At 66.9% G+C, this 13,345-nt stretch carries 12 protein-coding genes and 2 riboswitches; of the genes, 8 read left to right on the forward strand and 4 right to left on the reverse strand.

What is annotated here, in order from left to right; all coding sequences use genetic code 11:
* Positions 1-2 precede the first annotated feature (2 nt).
* Positions 3-878, forward strand: coding sequence for an FHA domain-containing protein (locus ACZY0Y_RS07130; protein WP_463957218.1), 876 nt, complete (start codon positions 3-5; stop codon positions 876-878).
* 18 nt (positions 879-896) lie between these two features.
* On the opposite strand, the gene ACZY0Y_RS07135 is transcribed toward ACZY0Y_RS07130, so the two are convergent.
* The 3 genes from ACZY0Y_RS07135 to ACZY0Y_RS07145 are packed head-to-tail and all read right to left on the reverse strand — an operon-like array spanning position 897 to position 5,288.
* Positions 897-2,552 (reverse strand): DNA repair helicase XPB, encoded by a 1,656-nt coding sequence (locus ACZY0Y_RS07135; RefSeq protein WP_226776380.1) that lies wholly within the window; start codon positions 2,550-2,552, stop codon positions 897-899.
* Entirely contained in the window at positions 2,549-5,044 is a 2,496-nt protein-coding gene (locus tag ACZY0Y_RS07140; RefSeq protein ID WP_463957219.1) for a helicase-associated domain-containing protein, read from the reverse strand. The genes ACZY0Y_RS07135 and ACZY0Y_RS07140 overlap by 4 nt, the downstream gene beginning before the upstream one ends.
* A gap of 10 nt (positions 5,045-5,054) precedes the next feature.
* The gene (locus ACZY0Y_RS07145; RefSeq protein WP_463880890.1) at positions 5,055-5,288 is read right to left on the reverse strand and encodes a hypothetical protein; all 234 of its coding nucleotides are present in this window, start codon (positions 5,286-5,288) and stop codon (positions 5,055-5,057) included.
* Positions 5,289-5,466: 178 nt separating this feature from the next.
* Here ACZY0Y_RS07145 and ACZY0Y_RS07150 point away from each other — a divergent pair, with 178 nt between their 5' ends.
* Genes ACZY0Y_RS07150 through ACZY0Y_RS07160 form a run of 3 tightly spaced genes read left to right on the forward strand, consistent with a single transcriptional unit; the run spans position 5,467 to position 7,907 of the window.
* Positions 5,467-5,850: a cold-shock protein gene (locus ACZY0Y_RS07150; protein ID WP_463880887.1), complete on the forward strand. Its 384-nt coding sequence runs from the start codon at positions 5,467-5,469 to the stop codon at positions 5,848-5,850.
* 9 nt (positions 5,851-5,859) lie between these two features.
* Complete coding sequence (locus tag ACZY0Y_RS07155) at positions 5,860-6,513, forward strand: DUF3027 domain-containing protein (protein WP_463957220.1); 654 nt, start codon at positions 5,860-5,862, stop codon at positions 6,511-6,513.
* 44 nt (positions 6,514-6,557) lie between these two features.
* The gene (locus ACZY0Y_RS07160; RefSeq protein ID WP_463957242.1) at positions 6,558-7,907 is read left to right on the forward strand and encodes an MFS transporter; all 1,350 of its coding nucleotides are present in this window, start codon (positions 6,558-6,560) and stop codon (positions 7,905-7,907) included.
* A 31-nt stretch (positions 7,908-7,938) separates the two neighbouring features.
* On the opposite strand, the gene serC is transcribed toward ACZY0Y_RS07160, so the two are convergent.
* Positions 7,939-9,066 (reverse strand): phosphoserine transaminase, encoded by a 1,128-nt coding sequence (gene serC / locus ACZY0Y_RS07165; protein WP_463957221.1) that lies wholly within the window; start codon positions 9,064-9,066, stop codon positions 7,939-7,941.
* A 266-nt stretch (positions 9,067-9,332) separates the two neighbouring features.
* Between serC and ACZY0Y_RS07170 the strand changes: the two genes are divergently transcribed.
* The 4 genes from ACZY0Y_RS07170 (at position 9,333) to ACZY0Y_RS07185 (ending at position 13,321) form a co-directional block, all read left to right on the forward strand.
* Entirely contained in the window at positions 9,333-10,028 is a 696-nt protein-coding gene (locus ACZY0Y_RS07170; RefSeq protein WP_463880878.1) for an iron-dependent transcriptional repressor DtxR, read from the forward strand.
* A gap of 142 nt (positions 10,029-10,170) precedes the next feature.
* A riboswitch (cyclic di-AMP (ydaO/yuaA leader) is annotated at positions 10,171-10,386 on the forward strand.
* Positions 10,387-10,390: 4 nt separating this feature from the next.
* Positions 10,391-11,212: a M23 family metallopeptidase gene (locus ACZY0Y_RS07175; protein WP_463880875.1), complete on the forward strand. Its 822-nt coding sequence runs from the start codon at positions 10,391-10,393 to the stop codon at positions 11,210-11,212.
* Positions 11,213-11,349: 137 nt separating this feature from the next.
* Positions 11,350-11,519, forward strand: a riboswitch (cyclic di-AMP (ydaO/yuaA leader).
* Between the two features lie 309 nt (positions 11,520-11,828).
* Positions 11,829-12,590 carry an NlpC/P60 family protein gene (locus ACZY0Y_RS07180; RefSeq protein WP_463957222.1) on the forward strand — a complete coding sequence of 254 codons (762 nt, stop codon included), beginning with the start codon at positions 11,829-11,831 and terminating at the stop codon, positions 12,588-12,590.
* A gap of 230 nt (positions 12,591-12,820) precedes the next feature.
* On the forward strand, positions 12,821-13,321 hold the full coding sequence (locus ACZY0Y_RS07185; RefSeq protein ID WP_463957223.1) for an HNH endonuclease: 501 nt from the start codon (positions 12,821-12,823) through the stop codon (positions 13,319-13,321).
* Positions 13,322-13,345 lie beyond the last annotated feature (24 nt).

A 13,345-nucleotide genomic window follows, 5' to 3' on the forward strand; every position in this document is an offset into this window, starting at 1 on the left:
CCATGGCCCCGCGCTTCCGGGCCGACATCAAGCTGGATTTTTCCCTCCAGGAGGCAACCGGGGAACAGGCTCGCGGATCGGTGACGGCGGCCGGCAGCGAAGTCGTTGTCGCCCTGGACCGCATGGATGCCCTCCTGTCGCAACGGATGCCTACGCTCGGCGACATCAGGCCTTTGGCCAAAACGTTGTCAGAGCAGGGCCTGACGGTGATTGTCGAGGGGCCCGAGGGCAGAATCATCAGCCTCGGAGCCGTCGACGTGCCGGCGTCGCAGCGTGTGATCACCAGGTCACCCCACATCAAGTTGGGAAAGCTGGGAGCGCTGGCGCCGTTCCTGAAGCGGGGCCGGCGTGCGCCGGCCCGCAAGTTTTCGCTGCTTCCCCCCGGGACCCTGTTCCCGCTGCTGCCGACCGTCAAGCGCAGGATTGCCCGCCGCATTACCACCACCCACTACACCCGCGGCGGCGGACAGCCCCGGCTGATCTTTGTGCAGGACGCGCAGGCCTGGAATGGCCAGGTCCCCCGGGTATTTAGCCTTGCGGCGGACCGGGTGCGCATCGGCAGTGACGAATCCGCCGAACTGCAGCTTCCCGGACTCGACGGCGTGCATGCGGAAATAGTCCACAATGACCAGGACGAATACGTTCTGGTCCGGCACGGCAAAGTCACCGGAAGCTTCGGTCCGGGATCGTCCTCGGTGCTGCGCACCGGCGCCCGCCTCCAAATGGGTCAGTGGTGTCTGGCGTTCTTCCGGGAAGAATTTGCTGATCACGGGCGCCCCTTCGGCGGCCGCAGCGGCGGTGAGTTCGCCTACCAGCGTCCCCAGCGGGACCCGCGTACCGGCGCCCTGGAACGGGACGGGTCAACGTACACCCGCTAGCCCGGGGCCGTACCCGGATCAGTCGGAGGCAGAGCTGCTCCCCACGTCCTTGGCGTCCATGATCCGGTAGGCATAGCCCTGCTCGGCGAGGAAGCGCTGGCGCTTGGCCGCGAACTCCTGATCCAGGGTGTCCCTGGCCACGAGGGAGTAGAAGCGTGCGGCGCGGCCGTCCTTCTTAGGACGCAGCAGCCGGCCAAGGCGCTGGGCCTCCTCCTGCCGGGAACCGAAGGAACCCGAAACCTGGATCGCCACCGAAGCCTCCGGCAGGTCGATGGAGAAATTGGCGACCTTGGACACCACCAGGGTCTGCACCTCGCCGGCGCGGAAGGCATCAAAGAGCTTCTGGCGTTCCTTGACGGACGTGTCGCCTTTGATCACCGGCGCCTGCAGGCGTTCGCCGATCTCATCCAGCTGGTCGATGTACTGGCCGATCACCAGCAGCTGCTCGCCGGCATGCTCCGCTACGAGCCGTTCCACCACGACAGTCTTGGACTCGGACGTCGCGCAGAGCCGGTACTTATCCGCCTCCTCGGCCATCGCGTAGGCTACGCGTTCGTCCCGCGGCAGGTCGATCCGAACCTCCACGCAGTCGGCCGGTGCGATGTACCCCTGCGCCTCGATATCCTTCCACGGCGCGTCATAGCGCTTAGGGCCGATGAGGCTGAAGACTTCGCCCTCCCGGCCGTCCTCGCGGATCAGGGTGGCGGTGAGGCCGAGCCTGCGCCGAGCCTGCAGGTCCGCTGTCATCCGGAAGATCGGAGCCGGCAGCAGGTGGACCTCGTCGTAGATGATCAGCCCCCAGTCGTTACCGTCCAGGAGTTCCAAATGGGAGTAGAGTCCGCCGCGTTTGGTGGTCAGGACCTGGTAGGTGGCGATCGTGACCGGGCGGACTTCCTTGACGGAGCCGGAGTACTCGCCGATCTCCTCCTCGGTCAGGGAGGTCCGCTTGAGCAGCTCGTCCTTCCATTGCCGGGCGGACACCGTATTGGTCACCAGGATCAGGGTGGTGGTGGAACTGGTGGCCATCGCGGCGGCACCCACGAGCGTTTTGCCGGCTCCGCAGGGAAGCACGACGACGCCGCTGCCGCCGGCCCAGAAATTCTCCATCGCCAGCTGCTGGTACGGGCGCAGCTTCCACCCGGTTTCGTTGAGCAAGATCGGGTGCGGGGTGCCATCGACGTAGCCTGCGAGATCCTCGGCCGGCCAGCCGATCTTGAGCAGCAGCTGTTTCAGCTGCCCGCGCTGGGAGGAGTGCACCACAACCGTTTCGCCGTCGATCCTGGGGCCCAGCAGCGGGGCGATCTTCTTGGCACGGCTGATCTCTTCCAGGACCGGATAGTCCGAGGTGCGCATCACGAGGCCGTGCTGCGGGTCCTTCTCCAGCCGCAGCCGGCCGTACCGCGACATGGTCTCTTCAACGTCGATCAACAAGGAATGCGGAACCGGGAAACGGGAGTACTTCAGCAGGGTGTCCAGAACTTTTTCGGCGTCCAGGCCTGCCGCGCGGGCGTTCCAGAGGCCCAGCGGCGTGAGCCGGTAGCTGTGGATGTGCTCGGGTGCACGTTCCAGCTCGGCGAACGCGGCGATGGCGTGGCGGGCCTCGGTGGCAAGCTCGTGGTCCACCTCGAGCAGGATCGTTTTGTCGCTCTGGACGATCAGCGGTCCGTCATTCACTGGAGTAGTTCCTCTGCGGCCTCGACGTCAATAATGCGGTGGATGGACAGTACACGTTCGGTTTCCCGTGCCGGATCGAAGACCCGAACCCGTCCACCGCTCACGGCTACCGGAACAACCGTTTCGCGCACCGCATTCCCCATCCCGTCGACGACGTTCATGACCACCCGTTGTTTGAGTCGGATCGCCTTCTGCAGGGTCTCCAGGCCAAGCTGGGTCGCTTCTTCGCTGCCGGGGGCTGCGGCAGCAGGGCCGCCGGGGGTGGACGCAGCGGTACGTTCGCGGCGAAGCACCACCAGCTGGGCGTCGACGTCGGCCTCCGGAGGCGCGGTGCGCGGGGCGCTGTAGACCGGCCGGACACTTCCGGGCACGGCAGTGGTGCGGCGCAGCCGGATGCTCCCGGTCCCGGATTCTTCCACCGCGGGGGACAGCCCCAGGCTCCGGAGCAGCTGTGCGGTCTCCCGCGGGGCGGCGTGCGAGACCAGCACCGTGGGTGCGATCCGGACCAGGCCCAGTCCGGAGGCGCCGGGAGTGTTGAGCAGCTCAAGAAGGGCCGTTTCGTCGTCGCTCTGGATGAAGCTCGCCGCGGACCCCACCCGCAGCCTGGCGTGCCGGGCGGCGGTGTCCTCGATCAGGTACTTCAGCGGCTGCGGGATGGCCGTGGCCGAGTGCAGGCCCAGGAAGTCCAGCATGCCCTGGGCATCCTGGCCCGAGTCGAGCGCGCGCCGGACCGAGGATGCCGAGAAGCGGTAGATCGTGGCGGGCCCCTGGCCCTCGGCGTCGGCCATGGTGAGGAGCTTTTCGGTCAGGTCCGGCGCGAGGTAGCCCGGTGCCACTGCCGTGAGGTCGGCCTGGAGCAAGACGTGGTTCAGGGCGGCCGGCAGGTGTTCGCCCAGGATTCCCATCGCCTCATCGGGCTGTTCGGCCGCGATGGCCGCCCCGATCTGGCTCAGCGCACCCGAGCCAATGAGTCCCAGCAGCTCGGCCTCGGCCAGGACCCCCCGGATCAGCGAGCTGAAGCGCCGGGCCATCCGGGGCTGGGACCAGTCGGCGCGCTCCAGCACTGCGGCGGCGTCCAGCACCGGCGCCTGCCCGTCCGGGGCGGCGGCCTCCGCGGTCAGCTCAGCCAGGATTTCCAGGATCCGTTTCCGGACCACGGGGGCGTCCGGACGCTGGGCTTCGGCTGAGAGCGCGTTGATGGTGTTGCCGGTCAGGCCGCGGTGGAGGGCCGGGACCGCGGCCTGGCCGTTGACGGGCTGTCCCACGAGGGAGGGCGCCCGCTCGCTGGCGAGCCAGGCATTGACCAGCCAGAGCCACTGCTCCTGCCGCGGAAGCGTCAGCCACTCAAGCTGCGCGGGCTGGATCCAGGCGGAACTGTCCACGTCCAGCCGGATCAGGCCGGCGAGGGCGCACAATTCCGCGAGCACGCCGGCGTCGTGCATTTCGGTCCGCAGGGCGTCCGCCAGGCGCTTGAGTTCCCGGACGCCCACACCGCCGCTGCGCAGGGTGACGAGGGGCTGGTTACGGACGATGTAGAGCAGTTCGCCCACCAGCCGCAGGGTCTCGGCGATGGCGCCGAGTGCGGCGTTGCGGCGCAGTGCGGCGGACGTGGATCCCAGCCGCGGCGCAGGGGGAGTCAGCGCAAACTTCTCGATGACAAAGCCGCCCCGCAGAGAAACCCCGACGGTGTGCGGAAGCTCCACGTGGGCGGCGTCCAGCGGCACCAGCAGCCCGCGGGCCAGAAGCCAGTCCACCGGCCCGACGTCGGCGGCCTCGTGCAGCACGGACGCGCGCCGTTGCGCCTGGGGAACGGCGCCCATGGCCCAGTTCCCGAACCGTGCGAGCAGCGCCGTGGTGCGTTCCGGGGCGGTCTCCAGGATCTGCCGGAGGGATTCCGGCGTGGCCGTCCAGTGCTGCAGCGACAGTGCCGCCTCCATCGGGGTGGCCGCGGGGGAGACGGCCGCGCCGTTGTGGTGCAGTTCCCCGACCAGTTGAACGACGCGTTGCGCGAAGGCCGGCTGGAGCCGCACGAGTTCGGTGTAGCTGCGCCCCAGGCCTGCCGGGTAAATCCCGATCACGTCCTTGAGGCTGCCCACGGGCAAGTAGTAGCGCTGCTTAGTACCGGCGGCCGGCGTGGCGCCGTGCGGCGGTTCCGCCCGGTGGACCAAGGCCAGTTCCTGGAGCGAGTGCAGCATCTTCTCAAGCGCGGTGAGTGTGGCGCCATTGATCAGCTTCTTCAGCATCGGGGCGGAGGCGCTGTGCCCGGTGTCCGTGTTCGTGCATAAGTGCAGGGTTTCGAGGACCTGCATCTGCGGGCGGTTGAGTCGTTCCAGGGCGCGCTGGACGCTGACCCGGCCGCTGGCGCGGGCCGCGAGGGCCGCAAAGTCAGGCACGCCAGGGGAAATGAGGTCCGGCCGCGCGGAGAACAAGGCCCGCAGCGAGTCATCGCTGCGTGCCTGCAGTTCCTTGCTGAGCGCGCGGATCAGGGACATCAGTGCAACGCTACCTTCCGTCCGGCTTTCCGGTCCGTCGCCGGGACGCGGCGCCGTCGATCACGAGCAGGAGCATCAGCAGGAACGCCGCCGGGAGCCCGTAGAGGGCTGTGGACGTGATCCACACGGGCGGCACGGAATTGTTGAAGGCCATCGCCATCACGACGCCGACGGCCGTGAGCGACAGCACAGCCGCAACAGCCGCAACGATCAGCAGTGGCCGCCGGAAACGCAGTGGAGTCATGGAGCTAACGCTAACAGTCCGGCCTGTCCCGCGCCCCAAACGGCCAAAGTGGACTGGGCAGGATAACCTTGAAGGAACAGACCAACACGGTCCGGGCTGTCATACCCTGAACCCGCATATCCATGCGGATGCGGTGACCGCCGGCCGTGTCACCAGCAGAACGAAGAAGGTTGATTACGTGCCTACCGGCAAGGTCAAGTGGTATGACAAGGAAAAGGGCTTCGGATTCCTCACGGGCGAGGACGGCCAGGAAGTCTTCCTGCCGAAGTCCGCGCTGCCCGAGGGCGTAACCGAGCTCAAGGCCGGCACGCGGGTTGAATTCGGCGTGGCCGACGGCCGCAAGGGCGCCCAGGCCCTGGGCCTGCGCGTGCTGGACAAGACGCCGTCCATCGCCAAGGCCAAGCGGCCCAGCGCGAAGGATCTTGCCCCGCTGGTGCAGGACCTCGTCAGCGTCCTGGACAACCTGTCCGGAACGCTGTCCGCGGGCAAGTACCCGGAAGGCAACAAGGGCAAGGCGATCGCGGTCGCCCTGCGTAAGGTTGCCGACGAGCTGGACGCGTAGGACCCGGCGATGACTCCGGATCCCAAAAAAACCGGAACCAAAGACGGCGCCAGGCCACGCGCCGGGGTTCCCGTCTGGCGCACCGGCAAGCCCGATGCTTTCCTGGCGGCCGCCGTCGACGACGCGCGTGCTGCCCTCGAGGGCATCGCCTCCGCCGAACAGATCGGCCGGCATCTCGCGGCCAAGAGCGAAGGCGACCGACTGGTCACGCACCTGTTCGAGTCCAAGCTGGCCGGCTACGGCGGCTGGCAGTGGTACGCCGTGCTGACCCGGAACTCCAGGTCAAAGGTTGTGACAGTCGACGAGCTCGGTCTGCTGCCCTCCGAGGACTCGATCCTGGCACCTGAGTGGATCCCGTGGGCCGAGCGTGTCCGCCCGGGCGATGAGCAGGGCGACGAGGAAACCGCCGAAGCCGCCGGTGCGGCTCCGCTCCAGGACGCAGGCGAACCTGGCGACGCCGTCGGCGCCCCCGGCGAGGCGACCGGAGACTACGCTGACGACGCGCCGGAGGACGACTCGGACGACGCTGACGGCAACGCCGACGGCGCCGGCGACGAATACGACGCCGACGATGTTGACAACGACGATGTTGACGACGATGACCCCGAGACGGCTGCCGGCGACGACCCGGACGACGGACTGCCCGCAGCGCAGGCTGACTAGCGGTTGGAACCATCAGGGACGCTGCACGGTGAGGGCTGGACATGATGTCCACCTTCAAGTCCCTGCACATCCTGAACTACCGGATCTGGTTCATCGGGGCGGTCGTCTCCAACATCGGGACCTGGATGCAGCGCACGGCCCAGGACTGGTTGGTCTTTGACCACCTGACCGACCACGATGCCAGCGCCATGGGCATCACGATGGCCCTGCAGCTCGGTCCCCAGCTCTTCCTCGCCCCCGTGGCCGGGCTGGTTGCCGACCGCTTCAACCGCAAACAACTGCTCGTCCTGACCCAGTCCGCGATGGCTGTGCTGAGTGCAGGCCTGGGCATCCTCGTGATTTCCGGGGCCGCGCAGCTCTGGCATGTCTACGGCTTCGCGCTGCTGCTGGGCGTGGTGTCCGCACTCGATGCCCCCGTGCGGCAGACCTTCGTCTCCGAACTGGTCCGCGACGAGTACCTGCCCAACGCGGTGGCCCTCAACAGCGCCTCCTTCAATGTGGCCCGGATGATCGGACCCGCAGTGGCCGGCATCCTCACGGTTGCCGTGGGCCCGGGCTGGGTCTTCCTGATCAACACCCTGACCTTTGTGGCACTGCTCCTGAGCCTGTGGAAGATCCCCACCACCTCGCTGCGCCAGCTGCCCCGGGCCGCGGCCGGCAAAGGCCGGATCCGGGAAGGGCTGCGCTACGTCCGGTACCGGCCTGACATCGTGGTGGTGCTGGTCGCGGTCTTCATTGTGGGGACCCTGGGACTGAACTTCGTGCTGTTTATCGCGGCCATGGTCGGAACGGAATTCGGCCTGGATGCCAGCGCATTCGGCCTCATGAACTCCATCATGGCCATTGGCTCCGTCGCTGGAGCCCTGCTGTCGGCCGGCCGCAAGAAGCCCAGGCTGCGGTTCATCTTCGGCGCGGCCGGCGCCTTCGGTGTGGCCTCGGGCATCGCCGCGCTGGCCCCCAGCTACTTCTGGTTCGGCGTGGCGCTGGTTCCGGTGGGGCTCTTCGCCATCACGATGATGACTAGCGCCAACGGTTACGTGCAGACCACGACGGACCCTGTGATGCGCGGCCGGGTGATGGCGCTCTATATGGCAATCTTCATGGGCGGAACGCCCATCGGGGCGCCGTTTGTGGGGTGGGTCGCGAACGTCGCCGGTCCTCGCTGGTCCCTCAGCGTCGCAGCTGCTTCCGGGGTGATCGCTGCCCTGATCGGGCTCGTGTGGATCATCCGGGCCCAACACCTCCGGATCCGGTTCGACCGCCGCGCCCGCGGAATCCACCACTTCCGCGTCGTGTCCGACCGCACCGACGGAACCGGGCCGGGCGCCGGTGGAGGCCCCGACGGCAACGGCGCCGGCCGGGGACACAAACCGGACGACGCCGTCGAACGCTGACATAGCAGCGCGCGTGTTGCGGCGGAGCTGACTACTTCTTCAGCCCGCCCACGACGAAGTCGATGCACTCCAGCAGGGCCGACACGTCGTCCGGCTCGATCGCCACGAAGGTCGCGATCCGGAGCTGGTTGCGGCCCAGCTTGCGGTACGGCTCGGTGTCCACGATGCCGTTGGCGCGCAGCACCTTGGCGATCGCCGCGGCGTCTATGGAGTCGTCGAAGTCGATCGTCGCGATCACGTTGGAGCGGTCCTCAGCTTTCGCCACAAAGGGGGTGGCGTACTCCGAGGCCTCAGCCCAGCGGTAGATCCGTCCGGCCGAATCCGCCGTGCGCGCCGAGGCGAAGTCCAGGCCGCCGCTTGCGTTGAGCCACTGCACCTGGGCGTCCAGGGTGACCAGCGTGGCCAGGGCCGGGGTGTTGTAGGTCTGGTTCAGCCGCGAGTTGTCAATCGCCGTCTGGAGGTCCAGGAAGTCCGGAATCCAGCGGCCGCCGGCCTTGATCCGGGCCGCACGTTCCAGCGCTGCCGGGGAGAACAGGCCAAGCCACAGACCGCCGTCGGACGCGAAGTTTTTCTGCGGGGCGAAGTAGTAGACATCCGCTTCCGCAACGTCGACGTCCAGTCCGCCGGCAGCCGAGGTGGCGTCAACCAGGACGAGGGACCCTTCATCGGCGCCGGCCACACGCCGGACCGGAGCGGCGACACCGGTGGACGTCTCGTTCTGGGGCCAGGCGTAAACGTCAACGCCGGCCTCGGCCCGGGCCGCCGGCCGGGTCCCCGGCTCGGACTTGATGATGGAGGAATCGGCCAGGAACGGTGCCTTGTTGGTGGCGGAAGCGAACTTCGAGCCAAACTCGCCAAAGGACAAGTGCTGTGCCTTGTTCTCCACCAGGCCGAAGCTGGCGATGTCCCAGAACGCGGTCGATCCGCCGACGCCCAGGATGACCTCATAGCCCTCGGGAGCACGGAAGAACTGGCTGAGCCCGTTCCGGACCGACCCCACCAGGTTCTTGACCGGCGCCTGGCGGTGCGATGTTCCCAGCAGATTCGAGGCCGCGGCGAGTGCTTCCATCTGTTCCGGGCGGACCTTGGACGGCCCGGCGCCGAACCGGCCGTCCTTTGGAAGGAGGTTTGCGGGAATCGTGATGCTGGTGTCGCTCACAGTGGCTCCAATTTTTCGGCTGGTACAAAATGTGGCTCGGGAGGTGGCCCGGCAGGGTGGCTGCAGCGGAGCCTGTCGTTTCATTCTGCCTGACTGCCCCGCGGGGGAGGGAAAAAGGACCGTCACAGTCCGGTCATTGAGATTATCCGGAGTAATTCAAATTAGGCTAAGCTGGCCTGCGAACGTACGGCGGACCCCGCCAGGGCGCCAGCAGCACGCGGTACGGTGGGAATTACGCAAGGACGGCGCTCGAGGAGCTGAGCTGAATGACGGATCTGATCGATACAACCGAGATGTATCTTCGGACCATTCTGGAACTTGAAGAAGAAAACATCGTCGCCCTCCGAGCCCGCATCGCCGAGCGGCTGCGCCACTCCGGCCCCACCGTGTCCCAGACGGTCGGCCGGATGGAACGTGACGGACTGGTGGTTGTTTCCGGCGACCGGCACCTTGAACTGACGGAAACCGGCCGGAAACGCGCCATCGAAGTCATGCGCAAGCACCGTCTTGCCGAACGGCTGCTGGCTGACGTGATCGGGCTCGACTGGGCCTACGTCCACGAAGAAGCCTGCCGCTGGGAACACGTCATGAGCGAACGGGTCGAACGACGGATCTTCGAACTGCTCAACCACCCCACCGTCTCGCCCTATGGCAACCCGATTCCGGGCCTCGCGGAACTGGGAGGCCTGCCGTCCCAGACCCTCGCGGACGGCGTCGTGAACCTGCTCGAAGCCATGACCGGCTACGGGCCCGATTCCACGGTCAGGGTCAACCGGCTTGCCGAGCCCATCCAGGTGGAACCGGAACTGCTGGTCCAGCTCGATGAGGGCGGCATCCGCCCGGGCGCCCTGGTCTCGCTGGAGCGTGTGGGGGAGTACATCTCGGTGCGGGTCCCCGACGTCGAAGGTGCCCTGGAACTTCCGCCCGAGGTCGCGGCCCACGTCTTTGTTACCGTCAGTTAACAGGAGTTATCCCGGGACTGGGACTACCCATGAGTTGTGCACAGGGCCGATAACGGATTTATCTCTGGACGGCTTAATCGCCTATAGTTGATCACCAGTACCGATACCAAAGCGTTATCTGATCCGAAGCCGAGCTCTGCCAGCGGATCAGTCGCCGAATCACCTTCTGGCAGAGGCGGGGGAACCACTTCTGGCTGTTCAACAGCCTTGGGGTGAAGTCCGTCAGCGGCAAGCACACTCGACCGAGGGACTCCCCTGGATGCCCCTGCGCCTGGATGCTTGCCACGGCGGACCGGGTCTTTGATCTCTCTGACCCGAATCCGACAGCTAACTCCGCAGGCTTCTCCAGAGAGGAACCGTTCTTGACCACCCAGACCGCCAGGGGCCGACGTCGCGCGTCCGGTCCCGCCCCGGAGCCGCGTCCGGCCGTCGCCGTCATGGCAGACCGCCCCCGTGACGCGCACCGTGATGAACGACGAGGCCGCCGCAGCCCGTTCCGTCAGGTAACGGACTTTGCCGCCGCCAGCGGCGTTGGTCAAAAGGCCGGCATTGCGCTGGCCGCCACGGGTCTGGTCCTCACCGTCACTGTCCCCGCGACGGGCCCCGTGGTGGCCACGAACGCGGGTTCCTCCTCCGGATCCGTCTCGGCCGCCGTCCAGCCGGACGTCACCGCCGCCGAGGCCAAGATCGACTTCAACCGCACCGCGATCACCACCCAGGGTGACCCGGACGGAAAGCTCAAGCAGTTGCTGGGCGCCCAGTCCGTCGGCTCCATCACCCGGGCAGCCTCCTCGGGCAGCCTCGGCGCGCCCCTGGACCAGATGAAGACCGCGTCGCCCTTCGGCTACCGCGTCAGCCCCATCACCGGCGGCTCCGGGGAATTCCACCGCGGCCAGGACTACTCGGCCCAGTGCGGTACTGCCGTCCACGCTGCCGCGAGCGGCACCGTGACCTTCGCGGGATGGCATCCCTACGGTGGCGGAAACCGGGTGGTGATCGATCACGGCAACGGCCTGGAGACCACCTACAACCACTTGTCCTCGTCCAGCGTCAAGGTGGGCCAGCAGGTCTCCCGCGGCGATGTCGTGGCGCTCAGCGGCACCACCGGCGCCTCTACGGGCTGCCACCTGCACTTCGAGGTCATGGTCAACGGCGAAGTCGTTGACCCGACCGGCTGGCTCTGACAAAGCTGATGGGAAGCTCTCGCATTCTTGTGACACGCCGTGATCCGAATGTGACATTGGGCCCCGACTGCTGTACCGTTTGACCTACGCCAACTTTTCCGAAGTTGGCGCTCTTGAGTGGATTGCCTAGCTCTGCCACCGCTCAAGGTCCGTTCGCATTACATCGTCTGGCAGGGGCGGGGGAACCAATTTTGGTCTTCGCAAGAAGACCTTGGGGTTAAGTCGCAAAGCTTCCCAGGAAGCAGCGCGGCCGGGTGACTCCCATCCGAATCCGACAGCTCACCTCGCAGGCATTGGGAGAGGCTACTTTCGTGTCTTCACGCCACAATGCTGCGCGTCACCGCGCTTGCGCGGCTCTAACGAGTCCGCTGGAATCCAACCTCCGTGCCGCCCTTGCCGGCGCCCGGAACGGATCCCGCACCGCCGTCTCAATCTCTGCTGAGTCCGGCCCGCAGGCCATGCACCTGCATGCAGTTCCCGCTTTTGGCGCGTCTTCGCAGTACACCCTTCGCTAAGTAACCCATTTCGGGGCGATCCGGCGTACCCCCAAGATGCCGGAGCGTCCTCAGCCTGCGCCTGAAAAGCGCGGACCCAGGATCACGAAAGAGAGAACTTAATGACTACTCGTGCAAACGCACGGCACCGCGCCGAGGTCACCAAGACCAACTCGCTGGCCGTCATTGCCAAGGCTGTCGGCGACAACGCCGGCGGCATGGGCCGCCAGGCCGCAGTTATCGCTGCCGCTTCCGGCCTCGTCCTGACCAGCGGTATCGCAGCCAACGCTGCTGAGGCCAACGTCCAGCGCGAATCCACTTCGGCTTCCACGCTCGAAGTCCAGTCGGCCACCCCGGCGACCATCTCGGCAGCTTCAACCATCGCCATCTCCTACGAGAAGCCGGCCGTCACCACTTCTCCGGCGCCGGTCGTCGAGGCCCCGAAGCCCGTCGTGAAGGTCCAGGAGACTCCCGCGGCCAACACCGCCGACACCGCCAAGACCGCCAGCACCAAAGTCGGCGCCGCCGGCACCGCTGCCCCGGCCGTCGCCAGCGGCATGGGCGCCACGATCGCCGCCGCTGCCTACGCCCAGATCGGCGTCAGCCAGGACTGCACCGCACTCGCCACGAACGCTCTGGCTGCTGCGGGCATCAACTACCACGGCTGGCCGGCAGGTTACCTGTCCCTCGGCCGCACCGTGAGCGCCGCCGAGGCACAGCCGGGCGACCTCGCGTACTACCAGAACGGTGGCGCCGGCATGGCCCACATCGCTGTATACGTCGGCAACGGCATGGCCGTTCACGGCGGCTGGAACGGTGGAACCACGTCCCTGCAGACCGTCAACGTCGGCTCCGGCCCGGTCTTCATCCGCGTCGGCGGCTAAGACAGCAGCTGTAGCAAAGTAAGCAAAGCACAGGACCCCTGCCATTCGGCGGGGGTCCTTTGCGTTGCCGGGGCGTGAACTTCAGCCGACACAGGTCGCGGCAGGCAAAAAAAGATTCGGCGAATTGGCATGTCCATGTTTACTCTTGTTTTGTCGATCCATAGCCCGACTATGCAGAGGGCAGCCGGCCCTCGTGCCCCTGGCGGGTGCGGCCGTGAAGAGGTATGCGGATGCGCACACTCGTTCTGAATGCTGGATATGAGCCGCTGGCGGTTGTGACCTTCCGCCGGGCGCTCGTCCTTGTGCTGACTGGAAAGGCCAGTGTCGTGGCGGAAGGCGACGATCCCGTCGTCGGGCCGCAGGACGTCCTTGGCCGGCCGTCGGTGATTCTCCTGAATCGCTACATCAGGCCCCGGTACAACACGATGACGGCGGTGAGCCGCCGGGGAGTGCTCCGACGGGACGGACACCGCTGCGCGTACTGCGGCAAAGCGGCCCACACCATCGATCATGTCCAGCCCAAATCCAGGGGCGGTGCGGATTCCTGGGAAAACCTCGTCGCTGCCTGCCTGCGGTGCAACAACGCCAAAGGCGACCACACCCCGGGCGAAATGGGATGGAAGCTCAGCTTCAGCCCGGCACCTCCCAAGGGCACCACGTGGCAAATCAAGGAGCTGGAGAAGCCGACGCCGGCCTGGGATCCGTTCCTGCTGTTGGAATCCGCTGCCTGACGCAGCCCGCCGCTGCCTTGCCTT

It is taken from the genome of Pseudarthrobacter kochi (genome assembly GCF_055412805.1).

Excerpts from the sequence above, each read along its gene's own strand:
- ACZY0Y_RS07130 (WP_463957218.1), top strand. The coding sequence starts at position 3 with ATGGCCCCGCGCTTCCGGGCCGACATCAAGCTGGATTTTTCCCTCCAG.
- ACZY0Y_RS07140 (WP_463957219.1), bottom strand. The coding sequence starts at position 5,044 with ATGTCCCTGATCCGCGCGCTCAGCAAGGAACTGCAGGCACGCAGCGAT.
- ACZY0Y_RS07145 (WP_463880890.1), bottom strand. The coding sequence starts at position 5,288 with ATGACTCCACTGCGTTTCCGGCGGCCACTGCTGATCGTTGCGGCTGTT.
- ACZY0Y_RS07155 (WP_463957220.1), top strand. The coding sequence starts at position 5,860 with ATGACTCCGGATCCCAAAAAAACCGGAACCAAAGACGGCGCCAGGCCA.
- ACZY0Y_RS07160 (WP_463957242.1), top strand. The coding sequence starts at position 6,558 with ATGTCCACCTTCAAGTCCCTGCACATCCTGAACTACCGGATCTGGTTC.
- ACZY0Y_RS07170 (WP_463880878.1), top strand. The coding sequence starts at position 9,333 with ATGACGGATCTGATCGATACAACCGAGATGTATCTTCGGACCATTCTG.
- ACZY0Y_RS07180 (WP_463957222.1), top strand. The coding sequence starts at position 11,829 with ATGACTACTCGTGCAAACGCACGGCACCGCGCCGAGGTCACCAAGACC.
- ACZY0Y_RS07185 (WP_463957223.1), top strand. The coding sequence starts at position 12,821 with ATGCGCACACTCGTTCTGAATGCTGGATATGAGCCGCTGGCGGTTGTG.